A 21,889-nucleotide genomic window follows, 5' to 3' on the forward strand; every position below is an offset into this window, starting at 1 on the left:
CCTGCCCGCGACCTGGTGCGGCAGGCTCAGAAGCGCTGCTGGTACTTCATGTACATGAAACGACCAATGTCGAAGCCACCGTAGTAGGTGAAGCTGCTGTTCGGCTGGCTGTACATGATCGGACCTTGGTGGTCGAACACGTTGTTCACGCCCATCGAGACCGTGCCGTTCCACGGCAGGCTGTAACGCACCTGCAGGTCGTGGAAGGTGTTGGAGCCCACCTTGTTGGTCGGCGACACATCGGTGTACGGCGAGCTGAAGTCGGGCAGGTTGCACTCGGCGGCGTACGAGCACTTCTCCTTCATGCTGGAGTAGTAGCGCATGGTCCAGCCCAGACCAAAGTCACCATAGGTCCAGTCCAGATTCAGCGTGGAGCGTACGCGGAAGCTGCCGGCCCAGCCGGTGTACTGGCGCACCGGGGTGGAGGCGGCGTTGTCGCGCTTCTGTTCCTGGTAGTCGGTGTAGGTCGTGTTCCAGCTTGCACCGAGGCGACCGAACGCCATTTCCGGCGAGCGGTAGCGGATACCCAGGTCGTAGCCTGCGGTTTCCTGGTAGCCGGCGTTGACCAGCGAGCGGTCCAGCGCGGTCACCTGGCCACGGTTGGCGCCGGAGGCGGCACGGGTGAAGCGGTCGCACGCGGCGCTCACGCCCTGCACGTAGCACTGGTTGAGAATGTCGGTGGCCGACTCGCCCACGATCACGTTCTCGATGCGGATCTTCCACCAGTCCAGGGTCACGTCCAGGCCCGGCACGAACTCGGGGCTGTAGACCATGCCCACGGTCCAGGTCTTGGCGGTTTCCGGCTTCAGCGCGGCGTTGGAGCCGGAGTTGAAGTCGGTGGTGGCCTGCTGACCCGGCACCGTGGCGTTATTGCCGTCGGCGGTCTTCTGGCGGAAGCCGGCACCGACGTCGGCGGCGCAGCGGGCGGCCACGGCGCTGCTGGTAGCTGCAGTGCCGAACAGCGTATCGCAGGGGTCGGTGAACGAGTCGCGGGTGGTCACCGAGCCGCCGTACAGGTCATCCACGGTCGGCGCACGGAAGCCGGTGCCGTAGGTGGCACGCAGCAGCAGGCTGTCGATCGGACGCCACTTCAGGCCGAACTTGCTGTTGGTGGTGCTGCCGAAGTTGTTGTAATCCGAGTAGCGGCCTGCCACGTCCAGCGACAGTTCGCGCGCGAAGGCCATGTCGGCCAGCAGCGGTACCTGCAGTTCCAGGTACACCTCATCGAGCGAGTAGTCGCCGCGGGTGCTCTGGCCGCTGGTGCCGGCGATCTGGTTGCTGCGCACCATCAGGTCCGGGGTGTAGCTGGCTTCTTCGCTGCGGTGCTCCACACCCAGGCCGACCATCATGTCACCGGCCGGCAGCGCGAACAGCGAGCCGGAGATGTTGGCGCTGGCCACCTTGGTGGTGCTGCGGATCTGGTCGACGAAGCGGGTGAACAGGTAGTCCTGCACGTCCTTGTTGCTCAGCGAACCGGCGCTGGTCGAGCCCATCGGCGCCAGCGGATTCCACGGCACGCATCCTTCGATCACCGCGCCACGCACGCCACAGCGGGCGATACCGTTGTCGTCCATGAAGGACGGACCCACGGCGGCGTTGACGTTGGGCTGGAACATGCTGCCGGTGCCGATGCGCTCACCTTCATTGCGGTTCCAGGTGTAGCTGACGTTCCAGTCCCAGTAACGCGAACCGGTTTCGAAACCACCTTCCAGACCCAGGCTGGCGCGCTTGGTGTCCAGGTTGTTCTCGGTGCCGCGCGGCAGTTCTTCGGTGCGGTGCGCGAACAGCACGTCCTCGCCCCACAGGTTGAACATGCTGTCCTTGGACAGCGCAGCGCGGCTGCCGTTGCGGGACTGCGCGGCCGACACCGAGTACGGGTAGCCGGCCAGGTGCTTGATCGACTCGCGCTTGCTGTACAGCAAATCGGCCACCACACGCACGTCATCGGTGAGCGAGAACCCACCGTTGGCGAAGGCCGAGGTGCGCTCCAGTCCGGTGAGCAGGCTCATGTTGGTCTTGGTGTTGCTGTCGTTGGCACGCAGCGCGGGCTTGAAATCAGCCAGGTTGGCCGGGTTGCCGCCCGGGCCGACGCTGAGGTTCTGGCCGCCCACCACCGCATAGCCCCACGGCGTGATGCCGCTCAAGCCATCGGTCTGGTGGCGCGGGCCGCCCGGGTAGCGGCTGAACTCGCGCGCGCCGCCCATCACTTCGTCTTCCTTGGTGCGCTCGGCGCCCACGGTGACCCAGCCACGGTCGAAGGTCTTGCCGAACACCGCGTTGTACGAGCGCTTCTGGCCATCACCTTCGCTGTACTGGCCGACGTAGACACCGGCTTCGCCGCCGTCGAAGTTCTTGCGGGTGATGATGTTGACCACACCGGCGATGGCATCGGAGCCGTACAGCGCCGACGCGCCATCGGTCAGCACCTCAACGCGCTCGACGATGGCCGAGGGGATCGAAGCCAGGTCGGAGTAGCCGCCCGCGCTCACGCCCATGCGGCGGCCGTCGATCAGCACCAGGCTGCGTTCGGGGCCCAGGTCGCGCAGGCTGACATACATGCCGCCGAAGTCGCGCGAGGAAGTCAGCGACGAAGCGCGGCTCATGCTCGGCGCACCTGCGGCGGTGACGTCCTGCAGAATGTCGGCGACGTTGACGTAGCCCTTCTTCTCGATCTCGGCGCGGTTGAGCGACATCACCGGCTGGGCGGTTTCCACCGATGCCTGGCGGATGCGCGAGCCGGTGATCTCGATGCGGTCGAGGGTGGTGGTGGCGTCCGCGTTCTGGGCGAAGGCGGGGGTGCTGCTGGCAGCCAGCGCGATGACGATGGCACTGCGCAACGGGGTGGTTTTCAGATACATCCGTGAAATCTCGTGTTTCGAAAAAAACATGCGCCCGTTCAATGAGCGCGCGGTACTGCAACCAACGTGGGGGGCGCGAGTGTAAGTTGTTTTCACATGAAACGGTCCATTCGCGTCGTTACATGCTCGAAAATGAATTTCTGCTGACGCACGCAAAAACGCCGGGCAGGGCCCGGCGTGTTCTGCGCTCGGGCCGTGGCCCGTGGTGTGGATATCAGACGATCACACCTCGCGCAGGGCCGTGGTGATCGGCAGCCGCGCTGCGCGCAGCGCGGGGAACAGGCCGCCGACCAGGCCGATGCCGAGCGCCCACTTCAAGCCGCTCCACAACAGCGGCGCGGAGACGTGGAACTTGAATACCACGGCGCTGAAGTTGCTGCCGATGGTGGAGACGCTGTAGCCGTTGAATACCGCCCACGCGATCGCACCACCCAGCAGGCCGCCGAGCAGGGCCAGCAGCATCGTCTCCAGCATGATCGCGGTCACCACCGGCAGCCCGCGAAACCCGATCGCGCGCATGGTGGCGATTTCCCTGGCGCGGGTGGCCACCGCCGCGTACATGGTGTTGAGCGCCCCAAACACCGCACCGACCGCCATGATCGCGCCGATCACCGTGCCCAGCACCTTGATCAGCGTGTTAAGTCCGCCGCCCTGCTTGCTGTAATAGGCGCGTGTGGTTTCCACGTCCAGCTTCAGGCGCGGATCATCGGCCACGGCCGCCTTGAACTGCTCGAAGCCGGCGCTGCCCTCGGTGCGCACGCTGATCGACTGCCACGCGCTGCGCTGATAGGTGGTGGCCAGCGTATCGGCATCGGTCCACAGCTCCGAGTCGTGTGCATCGCCCGAGGCGAACAGACCCACTACGGTCCAGTCCTGGTTGCCCAGCCGCAGCGTGCTGCCCACGTCCAGCCCACGGAACTGACCCTGCGCTCCCTGGCCCACCACGATCTCCCGCTTGCCGGTGGCAAAGCGCCGGCCTTCGATGATGCGCACTTTGTCATGCACCGCCCAGGCCTGCTCACCGACACCGCGGAACTGTGCGTTGACATCGGTGCCGTCGCTGCGCGAGACCAGGTTGACCACCTGCGAAAGCTCGGGCGAGAGCAGGGCACGGCCGCTGTCGTCCCTGGCGATGCCAGGCAGGGTGGAGAGCAGGGGCACCTGCTCGCGGGTGATCACCGAGTTGGTTTCGGCCTGCGAACCGCCGCGCAGCACGATGGCGGTGGTGTCATCGCCGGTGGAGCCGAGTGTGGCCTTGAAGCCCTCGCCCATCGCCAGCATCGCCACCAGCACGCCGACCACGCCGGCGATGCCGACCACGATCACCGACGAGGCACCCCAGCGCTGCGGCAGGCTCGCTACGCCGATGCGGGTGGCAGCCAGCGCCAGACGGCCGCTGCGGGTGAGCAGCAGCCATGCGGTGATGCCGGCCACGGCCAGCAGCACGCCCTGCCATGGCAGCCAGATCCACACCAGCAGCAGCATCGCCAGCAGCACTACCACGCCGATGTTGCCCAGAACCTTCATCAGACGCTTCATGGTGTTCTCCTCAACGGCCGGCCAGTGCATCGACGATCTTCAACCGCTGCGCGCGCAATGCCGGCAGCAGGCCCACCACGATGCCGATCACCACGATCAGCGCGATGCCGACCAGCCAGGTCGACAGCGGAATATGCGGTGGCAGCAGCCCCTGCGTGCGCGGTGCCAGCACCGGCAGGAGCAGGGCGGCAAGACCCATGCCGATGCCTCCGCCCAGCCCGATCAGCAGCACCGATTCGACCATCACCAGCGCCAGCATCGTGCCGTCCTTGAAGCCCAGCGTCTTCAGCGTGGCCAGCTCGGGAACACGCTCGCGCACCGCCTGGGCCATGGTGTTGCCGGTAAGCAGCAGCAGGGTGAAGAACACCGCGGCCATGATCGAGGTGACGATCATTCCAATGTCGGCGAACTGTTTGATGAAGGCCTGCTGGAACGCGGACTCGGTCTGGGTCCTGGTTTCATGGTCGGAATTGGCCGAGATCGCATCGATGGCCTGGGCTACGCGCGAGGCGTTGTCCGGGTTGTCCAAGGTGACGGTGTACCAGCTGACCTGGTTCTTGATGTAGTCGTTGGACTCATCGAAGTACTTCCAGTTCATCATCAGCTGCCTTTCCTCGTTGCCGGCCTGGGCGCGATCCTTGGAGCGGTAGATGCCTACCAGCTGCAACGGCCAGTCATTGCTGCCGCCACGCGGAAAGATCGTGGCCTGCATCGGAATGGTGTCGCCGATCTTCCAGCCGAACTGGTTGGCCAGGCTTTCGCCGACCACCGCGCCGGTGCGCGTGTCCTGCCAGTCGCGCAGCTGCGCAGGCGCGATCTCCAGCTCGCGGTAGATGTCGAAATAGTTCGGCGCCACCGAGAAGTTGGGGAAGAAGTTCTTCGGGTCCTGGTAGATGCCACCAAACCACATGCCATAGGTAACATCCCGCACGCCCTCGACCTGGCGGATCTGCGACTCCAGGCGGATCGGCAGCGACTGGGTGATCGACAGGCGCGAGGCGGTGATCAGCCGGTTGGCGCCTTCCACGTTGCCGCCGGAGGTGAAGGCAACGCGGACCGAATCGAGCATGCCGAACAGCAGAAACGCCGCCACCACCGACAACAGCGTCAGCAGGGTCCGGGTACGGCTGCGGAACAACTGCGCCCAGATCAACGAGAAGTACTTCATCGCCGTCTCCCTCAGTGCGCGGCCGGGGTGCCGGCCAGTTCGCCCTTGTCCAGGTGCACCGTGTGCGTGGCGTACTCGGCGGCCTTGGGGTCATGGGTCACCATGATGATGGTCTTGCCGTGCTCGCGGTTGAGCTGCTGCAGCAACTGCAGGATTTCCTCGGCCGACTGGCGGTCCAGGTCGCCGGTCGGTTCGTCGCAGATCAGGAACGTCGGGTCCGAAACGATCGCGCGGGCAATCGCCACGCGCTGCTGCTGGCCGCCGGAAAGCTCATTGGGCCGATGATCGCGGCGCTCGGCCAGGCCGACCAGGGTCAGGGCGATCTCAGCGTTGCGCCGACGCTGGGCCGCGTTGAGGTGGGTCAGCAGCAGCGGCAGCTCCACGTTCTTCTGCGCGGTGAGCATCGGCATCAGGTTGTAGAACTGGAACACGAAGCCGACGTGATGACTGCGCCAGGTCGACAGCTGCCCGCCACTCATCTGGTCGATGCGCTCGCCCTCGATGCTGATTTCGCCGCTGCTGGGCGAGTCGAGCCCGCCGATGAGGTTGAGCAGGGTGGTCTTGCCTGAGCCTGAGGGCCCCATCAGCGCGACGAAATCGCCGCTCTCGATATCCAGGTCGATGCCATGCAGAACCTGCACCTGCTCGGGGCCTCGCTGATACGTCTTGGTGATGTTGCGCAGTGCTACCAGGGTCGACATGCCGATGCTCCATGTAAGCGGACAGGAAGGCGCTGCGCGGGCCACGCGCAGGCACGATACAGGCCGGTGGCGCAGCCTGCGCAGAACGGATGGCCGTGGGCGCGGGCGCCCGGGCCGTTGCGGGAACGCTTGCTGCAGCGATGGGTCAGCGTGCGCCGGCCTCAACCACCGCACTGCCGTCAGACAGATCATCCGGAGGCTGCACCACCACCTGTTCACCGGCGCGCAGACCCTGCACGATCTGCCGGTCCTTGTTCATCGCCAGCCCGGCCTGCACCTTGCGCAGGTGCGCCCTGGACTGGTCGTCGACCACGAACACAGCATCGCCGCCGTCGCGCTGCAGAACGGCCGCCGCCGGCACCCGCACGCCCTTGGGGGCAGCGCCGGCATCGGGCGGTGCCTGCTCCAGGAAGCTCACCCGCACGCCCATCTCCGGCACGATGCGCGCGTCGCGGGTCTTGATCGCCACACGCACCTTCACTGTGGCCTTGCCGCGGTCGGCGGTGGGGATGATGGCGATCACCTCGGCCGGGATCTTCCAGTCGGGGTAGGCATTGAGCGTTGCCTCGACCGGCATCTTCGGCTGCACGCGCCCGATGAAGGCCTCACCCACTTCGACCTCGATCTCCAGCGAGTCCATGTCGACGATGGTGCCGATGCCGGTGCGGGTGAAGCCACCGCCCGCCGACAGCGGCGAGACGATTTCCCCTGGCTGGGCCGCCTTGGCGGTCACTACCCCGGAGAACGGCGCGCGCACCGTGTTGTTGTCCACGCCCAGTTCGGCAATGGCCAGCTGGCTGCCGGCGACCTGCACGTTGCGGCGCGCGGTCTCCAGCTGCGCGCGCAGGCTATCGCGCTGTGCAACAGCCTGGTCGAACTGCGAGCGCGACACCAGCTGCTGCAGCACCAGCGGCTGCAGGCGCGCCGCTTCGGCCTCGGCCTGTTTCAGCTGGGCCTGCAGGCCGGCGACCTGGCTGCGTGCCGCCTGTACCTGCGCGGCCGAGAGGCCGCGCTGCGCATCGGCATCGATCGGGTCCAGCGTGGCCATGACCTGGCCTTCCTCGACCCGCATGCCTTCTTCGATCATCACCTCGCGGACCTTGCCGGTGATCTTGGCGGACACGGTGGCCATGCGGCGGGCCACGACATAGCCACTGGCATCGAGCACCGAACTGCTGCCGGCCGCGCTGCCGATGGCCACCGCGGGGGCGGTCTCGACCTGCACCGGGCGCGGCCGCAGCAGCCAGAAGGCGGCCAGCGCCGCGAGCAGGGCCAGCACTACGGCCAGCAGGATCCACCACCGGCGACGGCCACCCGGAGCGGGCGGCGGCGGTGCCTTGCGGTCGATGCGCAGTTCCTTGAGCAGTTCGTGGGAAGCGTTCATGGCAGCCAGGACGAAGGATCACGCCGAGTGTGACCTCGGTTCGGGTCCGGAGCAAACAGATGCCGGGGTGGACATAGCCTGCACCGGTCGGACTCCGGACCGGCAGTGACAGCTGTCACCTGCGCGTGCTGATGCGTGGCACTGCGCAATGGCCGGGGCAGACGCCACGCTGTGCCCGTCCCGCATGGAAAACCTCGATGGTGTCTTGCATACCGCCACGCCCGGTCCGCGCACAGCAGACGGGCACGCCGCCTCGGCGGCGCCCGCTGCCGCGCTGCGCTGCGCACTGGCCGCGCGCTACCGCCATGGCCGTGGCATCATCGCCCGCGTTGCCTGCCTGGATGCCGAGATGACTGCCTGGTTCGCCCGCCTGCTGCGCCCCGCGCCGGACTCCGCGGCCGCCGAGGACCTCGCCCGTGGCGTATCGCCGTATGCCAACGCGGTGCATCTGCTGTGGACGGCTTGGGTGTTTCTGACCCCGTTGTTCACCACCAGCGGCTACACCTGGCGCTGGCTGCTGCTCACCGCACTGACCTACCCGGTATTCCTGCTGCTGTTCGCGCGGGTGCTGCTGGCCCCGCGCCGCCACGCCGCTTACTACGCCTGGGCCATGGTGGCGATGGGCCTGGCCCTGCTGGCCTGGTATCCCTCCTCGGTGAGCTATTTCATTTTTGGCTGCGTGATGCTGCGTGGCTGGGGCCACAGTGGCCTGCGTTACCTGCTGCAGCTGCTGGGCTGCAACGCCCTGTTCGTAGTGGTGGCATGGTTGATTGGCTATCCCTGGCAGAGCCTGATCTGGGTGCCGCTGATGGCATTGATCATCGGTATCTGCATCAACGTGGCCGCCATCGGGCAGGAAAAAGAGGCCGAACTGCGGTTGAGCCAGGAAGAGGTGCGCCGGCTGGCAACCACCGCCGAACGCGAACGCATCGGCCGCGACCTGCATGACCTGCTCGGGCATACGCTCTCACTGATCACACTGAAGCTGGAGCTGGCCGGCAAGCTGCACGACCGCGGTGACGCCCGTGCGCGGCTGGAGATCGGCGAAGCCGAAGCGGTCGCGCGCGAGGCGCTGGCGCAGGTGCGCAGTGCGGTGACCGGCATCCGCTCCAGCGATCTGGCCGGCGAGCTGGCGGCGGCGCGTCTGCTGCTGGAATGCCAGGGCGTGCTGCTGCAGTACGCACCACCGCCGGGTCTGCCGCCCGCCGTGGAGCAGGCGTTGGCGCTGGTGCTGCGCGAGGCGGTCACCAACATTGCCCGGCACGCGCGCGCGCGACGGGCCGAGATCGGCTTCGAGCAGGACGGCCGCACGCTGCACATGAGCATCCGTGACGATGGACAGGGCCACGGGGTGGTCGAGGGCAATGGTCTGGCCGGGATGCGCGAACGCCTGCGGGCGCTGCACGGCAGCCTGAGCATCAGCGCACGGCGCGGCGAAGGCACCTGCGTGCTGGCCAGCGTACCGCTGCCACCGTCCGCGCCAGCACCCGCGCCGCTTCCGCTCGCGGCGGAGAACAGCGCATGATCCGCATCGTGCTGGCCGAAGACCAGGCCATGGTCCGTGGTGCACTGTCGGCCCTGCTGGGTCTGGAGGCGGACATCGAGGTGGTCGGCACCGCCGCCGACGGCGAGGCAGCGTGGCGCCTGCTGCAGCAGACCCAGCCGGACATCCTGGTCACCGACATCGAGATGCCGGGCCTGACCGGGCTGGAGCTGGCGCAGCGCATCGCACGGCAACAGTTGCCGATCCAGGTCGTCATCGTCACCACCTTCGCCCGTGCCGGTTTTCTGCGCCGTGCGCTGGAGGCGGACGTGCGCGGTTACCTGCTCAAGGACTCACCTGCCGAGCACCTGGCCGATGCACTTCGTCGTGTGCGGCAGGGCATGCGCGCGATTGATCCTCAACTGGCGCTGGATGCCTGGTCGCAGGCCGACCCGCTGACCGACCGCGAGCGCAAGGTGCTGCGTCTGGCCGGCGAGGGGCGCTCGGCGGGTGATATCGCCGAGCAGCTCGGCCTCTCACACGGCACCGTGCGCAATTATCTCTCCGAGTGCATCGGCAAACTGGGGGTGGCCAACCGCATCGAAGCCTACCGTCTGGCCCGGCAGAAAGGGTGGCTGTAACAGCGTAGCGCCGAGCCATGCCCGGCGGGCGCGCAACGCGGCAGGCAGCGGCGTTGACGCTCCACCGTTGTCACCCGCCGCCAGCTCAGCGACCGCGCGCCATTGAACGGAACACGCCATCGCGGCGCACCCAGGCATGGAACAGCGCAGCGCCGACGTGCATCAGCACCGTGGCAAACAGCACATAGGCCAGCAGGCTGTGCGCACTGCGCAGCGCCGTGTACATCGCCGGGGTGTGCGGTGCGATGGCAGGCAGATGCACACCGCCCCACAGCACGATGGGATAGCCACCGGCGGACAACATCGCCCAGCCGACCAGCGGCATGGCCAGCATCAGGGCATACAGCAGCCAGTGCGACGCCTTGGCCGCCAACACCTGCCAGTGCGGCAGGTCGGCTGGCAGCGGCGGAGGCGCATGCCGCAGCCGGTTGTACAGCCGGAGCAGTGCCAGCAGGAAGATCAGCGCACCCAGCGGGCGGTGCAGGTCGAGCAGGGCAGGGCGCCAGTGCAGTGAGGCGACCATGCTCACGCCGATCACCAGCATGGCCAGGATCATCACCGCCATGCTCCAGTGCAGCAGCCGGGCCAGCAGGTTGAAATGACCGCGCGGAGAAGAGGCCATCAGCGTGTCTCCTGGCCACGGGCGCGCTCGCGCTCGCGACGGTTGAACGATTGCGAGTACACCGCCGAACGCGCGGCAAGAATGGCGTCATTGCTGCGCTCGATGCCGGTCGGAAGAATCAGCGGATCGAAATTGAGCTCACCGCAGGCGCCTTCCTCCTGCGACTGCATCGACTGCAGGGTGAGCACGCCGGCCTGCACCTGCTGGCGCGACGCCGGCCACGGTGTGGACGGATCATCGACGTCGTCCTGCGGCCCGGCCAGGGTGACAACCAGGTTCCAGCGTACCGGCCCGGCCACCAGCCGCTGCTGCAGGTCCTGGCTGAGAAAATCCGCATCGGCGCCTTGGCGTGTGGCCTCGTCCATCGCCACCAGTGGCGTCTGCGGCTGCCACTGCCAACGCACCGCGCGCCGCTGACCATCTGCGGCGACGAACCAGAAGCTGTTGACGCTGTTGTACTCGGTGCTCGCCCAGCTGTCCGGCCAGGGTGCGGTCCTCGCCCACTGCTGGAACGCGCGTGCGCTGGGATACTTCTCCAGTACCGCCGCCATCTTTGCCGGGTCGGGTTTGCCGGTGGCCGGGTCCGGTGTCTGCGCCAGCGTCTGCTCGTGGAAGGCCTCGATGGTGGGCACGGCAAAGAACGGGAAACTGTTCATCGCCATCCGCCAGACCTGGCCATCGTCACTGCTCAGCTGCAGCGCAATGCTGCGCACGCGCGCGCTGTTGTCAGCGCCGTGCGGATCGCCACCACCGATCGACAGGCGGCCGAGCACAGGCACCCGTGGCTGGGTGAACACCCGTGCGCTCGACAACGCGGCGCCGGCCGGCGCGCCTTCAAAGTAACCCGACACACAGACGCCCTTGCTGTGCGCCCGCCGGAAACCCGGATGGGCCGGCCCGGTGGCCTCGATGCTGTCGGTGAACGATTGGGCTGTAAGGCGATGGCCGATCCAGCCGGCCAGCCACGCAAAGCCCAGCGCGGCGCTGCCCAGCAGCAGGGCGATCAGGGCGATCCAGGGCAGCGGCGAGTGCGCGCGTGCTTTGCGGGAGAGGCCGCCAGCACGGGTAAAGCGGAACAGGGGCATGGGTGTACTGCCAGGTCGGAAAGCGACCGGGTCATCCTCGCAGAACCCATGTGGCAGTGGTATTCAATTTTTCGCAAACATTGGCCGCAACGGCCTGAAGAGCCGACCCTACGGTCGGCTCACCGCGCGCAGCACGGTTCGGCCTGCTCTCGAGGCGTCAGGCGTACCGCGCCTTCAACATCGTCCAGGCCGAGCGCAGCGCCAGCGCCTCGCCACCGGCCGGCCGGCCCGGGCGCTCGCCATCGTTCCACGCGTAGACATCCAGGTGCGCCCAACGCTGGCCTTCCTCGAGGAAACGTTCCAGATACAGCGCAGCGGTCACCGAGCCGGCCATGCGCGAACCGGCGTTGGCCAGGTCGGCAATGCCGCTGCTCAGGTAGCGCAGGTAGGGACGCCACAGCGGCATGCGCCAGACCGGATCACGGGTCTGTTCGCCGGCCTGCAGCCACTGCTGCGCGAGCGCATCGTCATTGCTGAACAACGCCGGCAGGTCCGGGCCCAGCGCGATGCGTGCGGCGCCGGTGAGCGTGGCGAAGTCCAGCACCAGATCAGGCTGCTGCTCGCCGGCAAAGGTGAGTGCGTCGCACAGGATCACCCGACCTTCGGCGTCGGTGTTGTCGATTTCGATGCTCAGGCCCTTGCGGGTGGCGATGACTTCACCGGGGCGGAACGCATCGGGGCCGATGGCATTTTCCACCGCCGGCACCAGCAGGGTCAGCTGCACCGGCAGTTCCCGCGCCATGATCAGCCCGGCCAGCGCCAGTGCGTGCGCTGCGCCGCCCATGTCCTTCTTCATGTTGCGCATGCCGTCAGCCGGCTTGATGTCCAGCCCGCCGGTGTCGAAGCACACGCCCTTGCCGACCAGAACCAGTTTCGGATCGGTCGACCTGCCCCAGCGCAGCACGATCAGCCGGGGGGCGCGGTGCGATGCGCGGCCGACCGCATGGATGGCGGGGAAACCCCGCTCCAGCAGTGCATCGCCGGTGATCGCTTCAAGCTGCGCGCCATGCGTTTCGGCAAGCTGACGGGCGGCGTCCTCCAGCTGCTGCGGGCCCATGTCCTCGGTTGGCGTATTGACCCAGTCGCGCACGCGCAGGCTCGCGGCGATCAGGTCGGCCACTTCGCCCGAGGGCGTGGCCAGCAGCCGGGCCGGCGCACGGTTGCGCTTGCGGTAGCGGTCGAAGCGGTAGCTGCCCAGGCCCCAGCCCAGCTCCAGCAGCGCCTGCTCGGCTTCCGGCAACGCGGTGGCCAGCTGCCATGTGCTGCCCTCCGGCAGCGCATGCGGGGCATGCGCATAGCTGTAGGCATCGCCACGGTCACCCACGCCGATGATGGCACCGGCCAGACCGTGCGTACCGGCCAGCAGCACGGCCGAGTGCGCGCTCGCAGTGAAACCCTGCGCCTGCAGCCAGTTGCGGGTAGCCTCATCCTGCTGCGGCAGCCACTGGGCGAACTGCGCGCGGTCGAACACATGCAGCGGCAGCGCATGCGCGGTATCAGAGGTAAAGCCGGTGATGGTGCTCATCTTCAGGAACTCCGGGTCGTAGCGGTGGCCGCGTGCTGGTCATCAAGCCAGTCGGCAAGGCCGGTCAAGGTGTCGAAATGCAGATCCGGCTGCACATGGGTGTGCGGCCACTGCGCGGCGTCGCGGTTGATCCAGCAGCCGCGCAGGCCGGCCGCGATGGCGCCGGCCACGTCCATGTCGACGTGGTCGCCCACGTGCAGGACCTGCGCGGGCGGCACGCCCAGACGCTGGCAGGCGGCATGGAATATGCCGGGGTCGGGCTTGGCCGCGCCGTGCTCACGGGCACCCAGCTGGAACACGAAGTGTTCGGCCAGACCAATGCGCTCCAGGTCGGCGTTGCCATTGCTCAGTGCGGCCACCGGTACGCGGGCGGCGATACGCTCCAACGCATCAATCGCATCCGGGTAGCACTCCACCTGGTTGCGCACGGCAAAGAACGCCTCGTACGCCGGCTCGACCAGGTCGAGGCTGGCGCCGCTGGCCAGCAATGCCTCGCGCAGGCTCAGGCGGCGCAGTTCACTGAGGTCATGGTGCAGCTGGGGATTATCGCGGAACGTGCGCTCACGCAGCGCGTTCATCGCCGCCATTGGATACATCGCTGCGGTGGCAGGGCTGTGCTCGCACATCCAGTCGTACAGGGCCTGGTCAATGCGCGCCCCGATCGGCGCGAAGGGCCACAGCGTATCGTCGAGGTCGAGGGTAACGGCAAGAATGGGTTCGTTCACCCGGCCATTCTACTGCCGGCAGTGGATGGCCGGGGGACTGCGCGCCGAGGCAGCGCAGCGGGGCAGGAGAGCAGCAGAACAACAGAGTAGCGGGGCAGAGCCCCGCGCTACTGGAGCAGCCGTGCCCAGCCCTGCATGCCGTCCAGGCGGGTCAGCACCAGCTTCACGCACACCAGCATCGGCACCGCCAGCAGCAGCCCTACCAGCCCCCACAACCAGCCGAACAGCATCAGCGCCAGAATCAGCACCAGCGGGGAGATCTTCATCCGCCGGCCCAGGACAATGGGCGTCACCAGTTGGCCTTCCAGCGTATGCAGGGCCAGATAGATCGCTGCTGGCGTCAGTGCGAGCAGCGGTTCGTTGAACTCGACAAAGCCCATCAACAGCATCAGCGCCACGCCGATCAGCGGCCCCACGTAGGGCGCGAAGTTCAGCACGGCCACCACTGTGCCCCACAGCAGCGCATCCTGCAGCTGCAGGCCAAGCAGCATCAGAATGCCGGCAAATACCAGCCCGACCACGGTGTTGATCACGGTGATCGTCAGCACATAGCGGGAGACTTCGCGCTCGATCGAACGCAGGATGTCACTGGTGAAGCGCTGTTGCTGGCGGCTGGGGAACAGGGCGATGGCATGCCGCTGCAGGTCCTGCCCGTAGATCATGAAGAACAGGGTGAGCAGGACCACGGCCAGCACCGACGCCAGCAGGCGTGGCGCCCGGGTGATCACCTTGTAGGGGTGGTCGAGCTGGGTACGCACCACCTGGACGCGCCGGCTGCCTTCACCTGCTGCTGCGCGCGCAAAGCTCTCGGCCGCCTGGTTGGCCTGCTGCACGGGCCGGGTCAGGTCGGACACCTGGCGGCCGATCTGCCGCAGCTGCTGCGGCGCTTCCTGGGCCCACTCCATGGTCGGTCCGATCAGCTGCACGGCCAGTGCGCCGGTACCGCCGAGTCCGAGCCCGATGACCAGCAGAGCCGCCAGCGCGCGCGGCACCCACATCCGCTGCAGCAGGCGCAGGATGGGGTTGCCGACCAGCGCGAAGAACATTGCCAGCAGGATCGGCAGCACGACCGCCTGCGCGGCCCACAGGGCAAAGGCAACCGCCAGCGTGGCCAGCACCACCAGCGAAACCGGCGCGCGCGGCCGGGGCGGAGGCGGGGCCACGGCCTGGGTGGAGCCGGGTTCACCAGGCGTAACGATCGGGTCGGTTGAGGTCATGGAAGCACGGGTTGATGTAGGCCAGCAGGAGCACCGACAGCGACCCGTGCAACGTCGCCGCGATCAGCGCTCGGAGAGTTCGGTTGCTGCTTCGGCAGGTTGAGGTTCGCGTACGTCGGCACGGGCCGTGGTCGCGGGGCGTTCCACCGCCCGCGCGGCACGTGCGGGCGCCGGCGCGGCAGCAGGCGCGGCTGCTGCGGCGGCAACTTCATCGGCGGCTTCATCCACCTGGTCGGCTGCCTGGTCTGCAGCAGCGGCGGCCTGCGCCGCCACAACCGATGCGAAGGCAGCCTGCGCCGTGGTGAACAGGTTGGAAACCGAGCCGGCCATCTGCAGCCAGCGCGCGCCATTGACCTTGCGCGGCAGTTCCAGCTTGCCGGCGATGAAGCCACCGGCAAGGCCAACCACCACGATGCGCAGCGGCGACCAGCCCTTGCGCCAGACCTGGCTGAGCACGCCCCATTCCTGATGCGTGTTTTCCAGGCGAACCGACACCACCTGCTCGCAGCGTCGGACACGGGTACGCAATGCGCTGAACCTCATTTCACCTGCTCCGGCAGTTCCACGTCCGCATCCGGGTCGACCTCGGCCGGCTCGTCGAACAGGCCCAGGCGCGAAAGCTGCCTGCGCGTGGCATGCATGCCCGTGTGGTGGAAGAAGTAGGAGACGCGCCACGCCGCATAGCCGGTCACGACCAGGCTCACACCCGAGGCACTGAGCAGCGACTGCAGCCAGGACAGGCCCCAGGTCTGCAGCAGTACGATCAGCGTGGCAGCCAGCAGCAGCCAGGCCGTGGCGCCGAATACGATGGCCACGCCTGCCCAGGCCAGAGCGCGGCCGAATGCGCTGCGGGCCAAAGCGAAATCGGCTGACGCCAGGCGCCGCAACGAGCCCATCGAGCTGCGCGCGGCGTCCAAGGTCGCCCGGCCGGCTTTGCCGACCTGGCGGATGCTCTCTTCCAGTGGCGGGGTTGCCTCCGGATCGGGCGCGCGGGTGCTTTCTTCGCTCACGCCGCGGCTTACTTGTCGCTGTTGTTGCTGGCCAGCTTGGCGATCAGCCAGCCAGCCGCGAAGGCCACACCGAACGAGGCCAGCGGACGCTCACGGATCAGCTCGGCCGCGCTGTCGACCAGGTCCTTGCCCTTGTCCATCAGCGCATCGACCTGTTCCTTGGCAGCAGCGCCGCCGAACTCGGCAGCGGCCAGGCCGGACAGGGCCGTATCGGAGAGTTCGGCCTTCACGTTGGCCTTGCCGATGCGCAGCTCATCGCCGGCAGCACCGGCGGCACCCTTGATCGCGCCGCCAGCCGCATTGGCCGCCTGCTTCAGGTGCGAACCGGCTTCACCCAGCTGATCCTTGAGGTTTTCGGTATTGGTGGGGCTCATCGACTATCTCCTGCAGAGTGGGGAACGGGGCTCGCCATCGGAGGATGGACGCCTTGGAAGATCATGGATACCACCGTCCGGGTATAGGGCGCGTAACGGTACGTGATGGCCTCATCGCATGACCAGCTGTCCCCGCGCGTTGCCACGGACGATGCGCAGCACGAGCTGGGCGGGACGCTGCTGGAAGTTGGCCTGCCAGCCGGCCAGGTCACTGAACTCGCCTGCGCTGGCTTCGGTGATGATGTCGCCCTTTGCCAGGCCGGATGCGGCAGCGCGGCTGCCCCGCGTCACCTCGTCGACCAGCACGCCGCTGATGCCGGACTGGCGCAGCGACTCCGGCAGGTCGACGAAGCTGGCCCCGCCCAGACGTGGGTCGAGGCTCTCACCGGCAACGGAACGCGGCTGCTCCTTCAGCGTGGCCTTGATCTGCAGGGGCTTGCCATCGCGCCGCACGTCCAGGGTCATGCGGCTGCCTACCTCGGCCAGACCCTCGATGTTGTGCAGGGCCTGCGCGTTGTCCACGCGCTGGCCGTTGGCGGCGACGATCACATCACCCGCGCGCAGCCCCGCCGCCGCCGCAGCCGAGCCGGCCAGCACGCGACTGACCAGCGCACCACGTGTTTCCTGCAGGCCCAGGCCCTGGGCCAGCTGCGGGGTGAGATTCTGGCTTTCGATGCCAAGCGTGCCGCGCACCACCACGCCGTGCTTGACCAGCTGGTCGACCACGTTGCGCGCCAGGTTGGACGGAATGGCCAGGCCCAGCCCGATGTTGCCGGCCATGCTGCCCTGCGGGTTGAAGCTGGCGGTATTGATACCCACCAGCTGCCCCTGCAGGTTCACCAGCGCGCCGCCGGAGTTGCCAGGGTTGATGGAAGCATCGGTCTGGATGAAGTTCTGGTAGCCCAGGCCGCGGATGCCGCTGCGTCCGACAGCCGAGACGATGCCCGAGGTGACCGTCTGGGTGAAGCCGAAGGGATTGCCGATGGCCACCACGAAGTCGCCTACCCGCAACTGGTCGCTGTTGCCCAGCGGCAGGGCGGTAAGGTCCTTGGCCGGGATGCGGATCAGCGCGATGTCGGTGTCACGGTCCGAGCCCAGGAACTCGGCCTTGACCGTCCGGCCGTCGGCGAGGGTGACCTGGACGTCGTCGGCGTTGTCGATCACGTGGTGATTGGTGAGCACCAGCCCGTCGCTCGCATCGATGATGACCCCCGAGCCGAGTGATTCGTTGATGCGCTCCTGCGGGATGTCCGGGAACAGGCGACGGAAGAACGGATCGTCGAAGAAGGGGTTGCGGACCCGCACCACCTGTTTGGTGTTGACGCTCACCACGGCCGGCATCGCACGCTCCAGCATCGGCGCCAGAGAGGGAACGGGTTGCCCGGCCACCGAGGCAGGCAATGAGGCGCTGGCCGGAATCGTCAAGGGCGTGGGCGCGGCAGCGGCGCGGTTGTCGAGGGTGGCGTCGATGGCGGTGGCGACGAAACCGCCGAAGGCGGCGGCCAGCGCGAGCGTGAGCAGGGTCGGAAGCGGGCGCATGGAATGAGGGCTCGAAGTGGGCCAGAAGGAGAATGAAAACGGCGGCGGAAAGTTTCCCGCTACAGGCATAAACATGCCATGAAACAGGCCCGTCGCAACACCAGACGCCCTCGCCGAGGACGCGTGCGGGCTGCGCACTTTCGCGCGGATGGCCGCGTGGCGCATGCGGGAAAGCGAGCAGCAGAACCTGGACACAGCCGTCGGTGGACCCGCCAGAAAGCAGCGCTTCGATTGACGAAAGGCCTATAAAAAAGGCGGTTTTCCGACAGTTGGTGAGGGTGCGCTCGGCAGGGCGCGTCGTGCACCGGCCCGACCGGCACGTTGCTCGGTGTGCCGAGCCGTTCCACGATGACCGCAGCCGGTATAGCATCGCCTCCGTTTTGACATCCAACGCCCCCAGGAGGGCACTCATGAGCAACGGTAATGGTGTGACCACGACGCTGACCGACGTCGCCGAAAATGCACAGGAAGCTGCGACCAGCGTCAGCGAGACCATCGTCCATGCCGCCGAAGAAGCGGTGAGTGCTGTCAAGAAGACTGCCAAGCGCGTCAGCAAGGCGACCGGTGATCGCGTCGCCAAGGCGCGCAAGGCGGTTGCCAAGGTCGAGAAGACCGTGGCGGAGAAGGCGGGGAGCGCCGCCAGCTCGGTGGGCAAGTCGGTGTCCAAGGTCAAGCAGAAGCTGGAAGCGGCCAAGAACAACGCCAAGGCCGAAGCCGCTGCCCTGAAGAAGGAAGTGGCCAGCAAGAAGGCCGCAGCGACCAAGGCGGTCACCCGCAAGGCAGCTGCGGCGAAGAAGACGGTAGCCGACAAGGCAGCCGTCGCGAAGAAGACGCTGACTGACAAGACCGCAACGACGAAGAAGACCGTTGGCAAGAAGGCTGCGGTCGCAAAGAAGACCGTCGGCAAGAAGGCTGCGGTCGCAAAGAAGACCGTTGCCAGCAAGGCAGCAGTCGCCAAGAAGACCGTCGGCAAGAAGGCAGCAGTCGCGAAGAAGACCGTCGGCAAGAAGGCAGCAGTCGCGAAGAAGACCGTCGGCAAGAAGGCAGCAGTCGCGAAGCAGACCGTCGGCAAGAAGGCAGCAGTCGCGAAGAAGACCGTCGGCAAGAAGACTGCGGTCGCGAAGAAGACCGTCGGCAAGAAGGCTGCGGTCGCGAAGAAGACCGTCGCCAAGAAGGCTGCGGTCGCGAAGAAGTCCGTCGGCAGGAAGGCTGCGGTCGCGAAGAAGTCCGTCGGCAGGAAGGCTGCGGTCGCGAAGAAGTCCGTCGGCAGGAAGACTGCGGTTGCGAAGAAGTCCGTCGGCAAGAAGACTGCGGTTGCGAAGAAGACCGTCACCAGGACGGCGGCGGGTGCCAGCAGGACGGTCGCCAAAAAGGCCGCCAGGCGCGCCAGGTAATCATACCCGGCACGGCGCTACCGTCTGCATGCCCGCCTCGTGGCGGGCGTGCAGACGGGCCGGACGGCTCATCTACCGGCAGCGCCACCCAGGTCCAGCAGGGGCATGAAGCCACCGTAGATCATCCGCCTGCCATCAAATGGCATGGGGGTGTTGGCCGGGTCCATACGCGGGTCGTCCATCATCTTCTGCATGCCGGCGTCGCGCGTGGCCTTGTCCGGCCACTCGATCCACGAGAACACCGCGGTCTCATCTTCGCGGGCCTGCACCGCGCCGTAGAAGTCGGTCAGCGTACCGTGCGGCACGTCATCGGCCCAGCATTCCACCACACGGAGGGCGCCGAAACCGATGATCATTTCATCGCTCATGCGGGCGTGCTCGAGGAAGGCCTGCTTGTTGGCCGTGGGCACGGCGATCACGAACCCATCTACGTAGCTCATTGCGCTCTCCTTGGTGATGCTGCGGCATGCAGCACTTCATGAAGACGACCATGGCCGACAGTCTGGACCTGGATGGACGGGCTGGGCGTGCAGAAGCCAGGCGGCGCGCATTCACCAGGCGAGCGGGGCATCGGCCGGTGGCACCTGCCCGGCGAGGTGCAGCACGAAGTAATCCCACAACCGGCGCGTGTAATAGGCATCGTTGCGGAACAGCTCGTGGTCCTGGTTGGCCAGGTACAGCAGGTCGTAGGGTTTGTTGGCCCGGTTGAATGCAGCCGCCAGCTGCAGCGTCAGCGCGGGTGGCGCATTCTCGTCCAGTTCGCCGTAGACCAGCAGAAGCCGGCCGCGCAGCTGATCAGCCAGGGCGGCGTTGTCCAGTGCGCGCAGCGCGGCCAGGCGCTGCTTCGTCCCGTCCGGCGACATGCCGACAAACAGCCTGTCCATGCCATGCACCGCACCGCCGTAGATGCCCTGCAGGTTGTGGCTGCCGGCCGAGGCGACCGCCACCTTGTAGAAGCCCGGATGGCGCAGCAGCGCCCGCGCGGCACTGTAGCCGCCGAACGAATGCCCGTAGATGCCCACCCGCTGCAGGTCCATGCCGGTGAAGCGACTGGCAAGCTGGCGCAGCGCATGCACATGGTCCTCCAGCTGGGTGTCGGCGCCGTCGTTGAAACTCGCATCGGTGAACGCCTTCTCGCGGCCGCCGGTGCCGCGGGCATCGACAGTGACAACCACGAAGCCCAGTTCGGCCAGGCTGGCGCGTGAGACCGGATTCTGCGCGGACACTGCGTCGGCGAAGGTGGTCGGTGCGTTGTGGATGAATACACCACCGTACATCGCATCGACGACCGGATAGCGCCCGCCATCGTGATATCCGGGCGGCAGGTAAACGGTGGCCATCAGCGGCGTGTGGCCGTCGGCGGCCAACACCTGCACCCGCTGCGGTGCACGCCAGCCGGCGGCGTACACGCGGCGCACGTCCGCGTCTTCCAGCACCATGTGCACACGACCATCCTCGCCTGAGCGCAGCACGGTACGAGGGGGGGCGCTGACCGAAGAGACCGTATCGATGAACAGGCGGCCGTGCGGTGCCATGCCGTGTGGCGCCCGCGCACCGGACAGGGGGCCCGTGCCAGCGTCGATGGCATGGTCCAGCGTGTCATCGGTCAGCGCCACGGCGCCACTTCCATCGAGCGGCACGCGGTACAGCTGCCGCAGATACGGGTCGGCGGCGTCCACGGCGCTGCCGGTCACCCACAGCGCGGCGCCGCTCTCGTCCACACCGACGATGTCACGCACGTTCCAGCGCCCACGGGTCAGTTGGCGCAGGGGCCCACCGTTGACCAGATCAAGCAGGTAGAGGTGACCCCAGCCATCACGCTGCGAGAACCACACCAGCTGCCCGTGTTGCGCCAGCACCGTCACTGCCGGACGGCTGTAGGGGTAGAGATTGAGCTGTACGCGTGTGGCGCTGCGTTCTTCAAGCAGCGGACGCAGCTGGCCGCTGCGCAGGTCGAGCTCGACCAGCTGCAACCGTGCCGGGCCGTCGTAACGCACCATGGCCGAATACACCTTGCCCGCCCGCCACCCCAGCGCCCCGGCCTCGCTGAGCACCTGCCAGCCGTGCGGCGGGCTGATCGTGCGCTTCGCGCCGCTGTCCACGTCGAGGATGAACCAGCTGCTGGCCACCTGCGCGCTGTCGCCCGGCAGTCCCAGATGGACCTGGTGCAGGCGCGGGCGCGCGCCGGTGTCGGGCGCACTGTCCAGATAAGGGTAGTGCGCAACGTGGCGCTCGTCGTAGCGCACGCCGAACACCTGGCGCGCATCGGGCGACCACCAGGTCGCGAAGGGAGGGGCGGGGGCAGCGGCCTGGCGGCGCGCAATGCCGCGCAGCGTCCAGTCCGGTCGTACGCCGTAGCCGTGGCCGTCCTCACCGTCACGGGTCAGCGCCTGTGTGCGGCCGTCGGCATGGATCAGCCAGAAGTTGTTGTCGCGCACTTCCAGCGCCGCGCCGTCCACCGGCGCCTGCAGCCGAGCGGGCGCCGCTGCGAGGGCGCGCTGCGCCTGCAGCGGGTGGTCGGCAGCCAGCACCTGTCGGGCTCCCGCGGCGGGATCGACCAGAACCCGCTGTTGCGCGCCGGCGTGACGCCCAGCGCGACGAGCGCTGCAAGGACCAGCCCGCTT

Annotated in this window: 19 protein-coding genes; 3 read left to right on the forward strand and 16 right to left on the reverse strand. The window is 67.4% G+C overall.

Features of this window, described 5'->3' with window-relative positions; genetic code table 11:
• Positions 1 to 26: 26 nt before the first annotated feature.
• The 5 genes from RZA67_RS01695 to RZA67_RS01715 all read right to left on the reverse strand — a co-directional run bounded on the left by RZA67_RS01695 (position 27) and on the right by RZA67_RS01715 (position 7,650).
• The gene (locus RZA67_RS01695; protein WP_317213772.1) at positions 27 to 2,858 is read right to left on the reverse strand and encodes a TonB-dependent receptor; all 2,832 of its coding nucleotides are present in this window, start codon (positions 2,856 to 2,858) and stop codon (positions 27 to 29) included.
• Positions 2,859 to 3,080: 222 nt separating this feature from the next.
• Positions 3,081 to 4,397, reverse strand: a complete 1,317-nt coding sequence (locus tag RZA67_RS01700; protein WP_317210794.1) for an ABC transporter permease — start codon at positions 4,395 to 4,397, stop codon at positions 3,081 to 3,083.
• 10 nt (positions 4,398 to 4,407) lie between these two features.
• The gene (locus RZA67_RS01705) at positions 4,408 to 5,565 is read right to left on the reverse strand and encodes an ABC transporter permease (protein WP_317210795.1); all 1,158 of its coding nucleotides are present in this window, start codon (positions 5,563 to 5,565) and stop codon (positions 4,408 to 4,410) included.
• 11 nt (positions 5,566 to 5,576) lie between these two features.
• On the reverse strand, positions 5,577 to 6,266 hold the full coding sequence (locus RZA67_RS01710) for an ABC transporter ATP-binding protein (protein ID WP_317210796.1): 690 nt from the start codon (positions 6,264 to 6,266) through the stop codon (positions 5,577 to 5,579).
• Between the two features lie 145 nt (positions 6,267 to 6,411).
• Positions 6,412 to 7,650, reverse strand: coding sequence for an efflux RND transporter periplasmic adaptor subunit (locus RZA67_RS01715; RefSeq protein WP_317210797.1), 1,239 nt, complete (start codon positions 7,648 to 7,650; stop codon positions 6,412 to 6,414).
• A 349-nt stretch (positions 7,651 to 7,999) separates the two neighbouring features.
• On the opposite strand from RZA67_RS01715, the gene RZA67_RS01720 reads away from it, so the two are divergent.
• Entirely contained in the window at positions 8,000 to 9,175 is a 1,176-nt protein-coding gene (locus tag RZA67_RS01720) for a sensor histidine kinase (protein ID WP_317213773.1), read from the forward strand.
• The gene (locus RZA67_RS01725) at positions 9,172 to 9,774 is read left to right on the forward strand and encodes a response regulator transcription factor (RefSeq protein ID WP_317210798.1); all 603 of its coding nucleotides are present in this window, start codon (positions 9,172 to 9,174) and stop codon (positions 9,772 to 9,774) included. The genes RZA67_RS01720 and RZA67_RS01725 overlap by 4 nt, the downstream gene beginning before the upstream one ends.
• A gap of 85 nt (positions 9,775 to 9,859) precedes the next feature.
• Here RZA67_RS01725 and RZA67_RS01730 read toward each other — a convergent pair whose 3' ends face one another.
• The 9 genes from RZA67_RS01730 to RZA67_RS01770 all read right to left on the reverse strand — a co-directional run bounded on the left by RZA67_RS01730 (position 9,860) and on the right by RZA67_RS01770 (position 17,871).
• The gene (locus RZA67_RS01730; RefSeq protein ID WP_317210799.1) at positions 9,860 to 10,396 is read right to left on the reverse strand and encodes a cytochrome b/b6 domain-containing protein; all 537 of its coding nucleotides are present in this window, start codon (positions 10,394 to 10,396) and stop codon (positions 9,860 to 9,862) included.
• Complete coding sequence (locus tag RZA67_RS01735) at positions 10,396 to 11,481, reverse strand: catalase family peroxidase (RefSeq protein ID WP_317210800.1); 1,086 nt, start codon at positions 11,479 to 11,481, stop codon at positions 10,396 to 10,398. The genes RZA67_RS01730 and RZA67_RS01735 overlap by 1 nt, the downstream gene beginning before the upstream one ends.
• A 157-nt stretch (positions 11,482 to 11,638) precedes the next feature.
• Positions 11,639 to 13,006: a M17 family metallopeptidase gene (locus RZA67_RS01740; RefSeq protein ID WP_317210801.1), complete on the reverse strand. Its 1,368-nt coding sequence runs from the start codon at positions 13,004 to 13,006 to the stop codon at positions 11,639 to 11,641.
• 2 nt (positions 13,007 to 13,008) lie between these two features.
• On the reverse strand, positions 13,009 to 13,731 hold the full coding sequence (locus RZA67_RS01745) for an HAD-IA family hydrolase (RefSeq protein WP_317210802.1): 723 nt from the start codon (positions 13,729 to 13,731) through the stop codon (positions 13,009 to 13,011).
• 107 nt (positions 13,732 to 13,838) lie between these two features.
• The gene (locus RZA67_RS01750; RefSeq protein ID WP_317210803.1) at positions 13,839 to 14,948 is read right to left on the reverse strand and encodes an AI-2E family transporter; all 1,110 of its coding nucleotides are present in this window, start codon (positions 14,946 to 14,948) and stop codon (positions 13,839 to 13,841) included.
• Between the two features lie 63 nt (positions 14,949 to 15,011).
• The gene (locus RZA67_RS01755) at positions 15,012 to 15,491 is read right to left on the reverse strand and encodes a protein sip-5 (RefSeq protein WP_317210804.1); all 480 of its coding nucleotides are present in this window, start codon (positions 15,489 to 15,491) and stop codon (positions 15,012 to 15,014) included.
• A complete protein-coding gene (locus RZA67_RS01760; protein WP_317210805.1) occupies positions 15,488 to 15,958 on the reverse strand; it encodes a phage holin family protein in 471 nt (156 codons plus the stop codon). Before RZA67_RS01760 ends, RZA67_RS01755 begins: the two co-directional genes overlap by 4 nt.
• An 8-nt stretch (positions 15,959 to 15,966) precedes the next feature.
• Complete coding sequence (locus RZA67_RS01765; RefSeq protein ID WP_317210806.1) at positions 15,967 to 16,332, reverse strand: hypothetical protein; 366 nt, start codon at positions 16,330 to 16,332, stop codon at positions 15,967 to 15,969.
• A gap of 111 nt (positions 16,333 to 16,443) precedes the next feature.
• A complete protein-coding gene (locus tag RZA67_RS01770; protein WP_317210807.1) occupies positions 16,444 to 17,871 on the reverse strand; it encodes a Do family serine endopeptidase in 1,428 nt (475 codons plus the stop codon).
• Between the two features lie 410 nt (positions 17,872 to 18,281).
• On the opposite strand from RZA67_RS01770, the gene RZA67_RS01775 reads away from it, so the two are divergent.
• A complete protein-coding gene (locus RZA67_RS01775; protein WP_317210808.1) occupies positions 18,282 to 19,265 on the forward strand; it encodes a histone in 984 nt (327 codons plus the stop codon).
• A gap of 68 nt (positions 19,266 to 19,333) precedes the next feature.
• Here RZA67_RS01775 and RZA67_RS01780 read toward each other — a convergent pair whose 3' ends face one another.
• Both RZA67_RS01780 and RZA67_RS01785 read right to left on the reverse strand, forming a co-directional pair.
• On the reverse strand, positions 19,334 to 19,705 hold the full coding sequence (locus RZA67_RS01780) for a DUF1428 domain-containing protein (RefSeq protein ID WP_317210809.1): 372 nt from the start codon (positions 19,703 to 19,705) through the stop codon (positions 19,334 to 19,336).
• A gap of 111 nt (positions 19,706 to 19,816) precedes the next feature.
• Positions 19,817 to 21,796, reverse strand: a complete 1,980-nt coding sequence (locus tag RZA67_RS01785) for a prolyl oligopeptidase family serine peptidase (protein WP_317210810.1) — start codon at positions 21,794 to 21,796, stop codon at positions 19,817 to 19,819.
• Positions 21,797 to 21,889: the final 93 nt, after the last annotated feature.

The sequence above is a fragment of the Stenotrophomonas sp. C3(2023) genome (genome assembly GCF_032911385.1).
Classification (GTDB): Bacteria; Pseudomonadota; Gammaproteobacteria; order Xanthomonadales; family Xanthomonadaceae; genus Stenotrophomonas.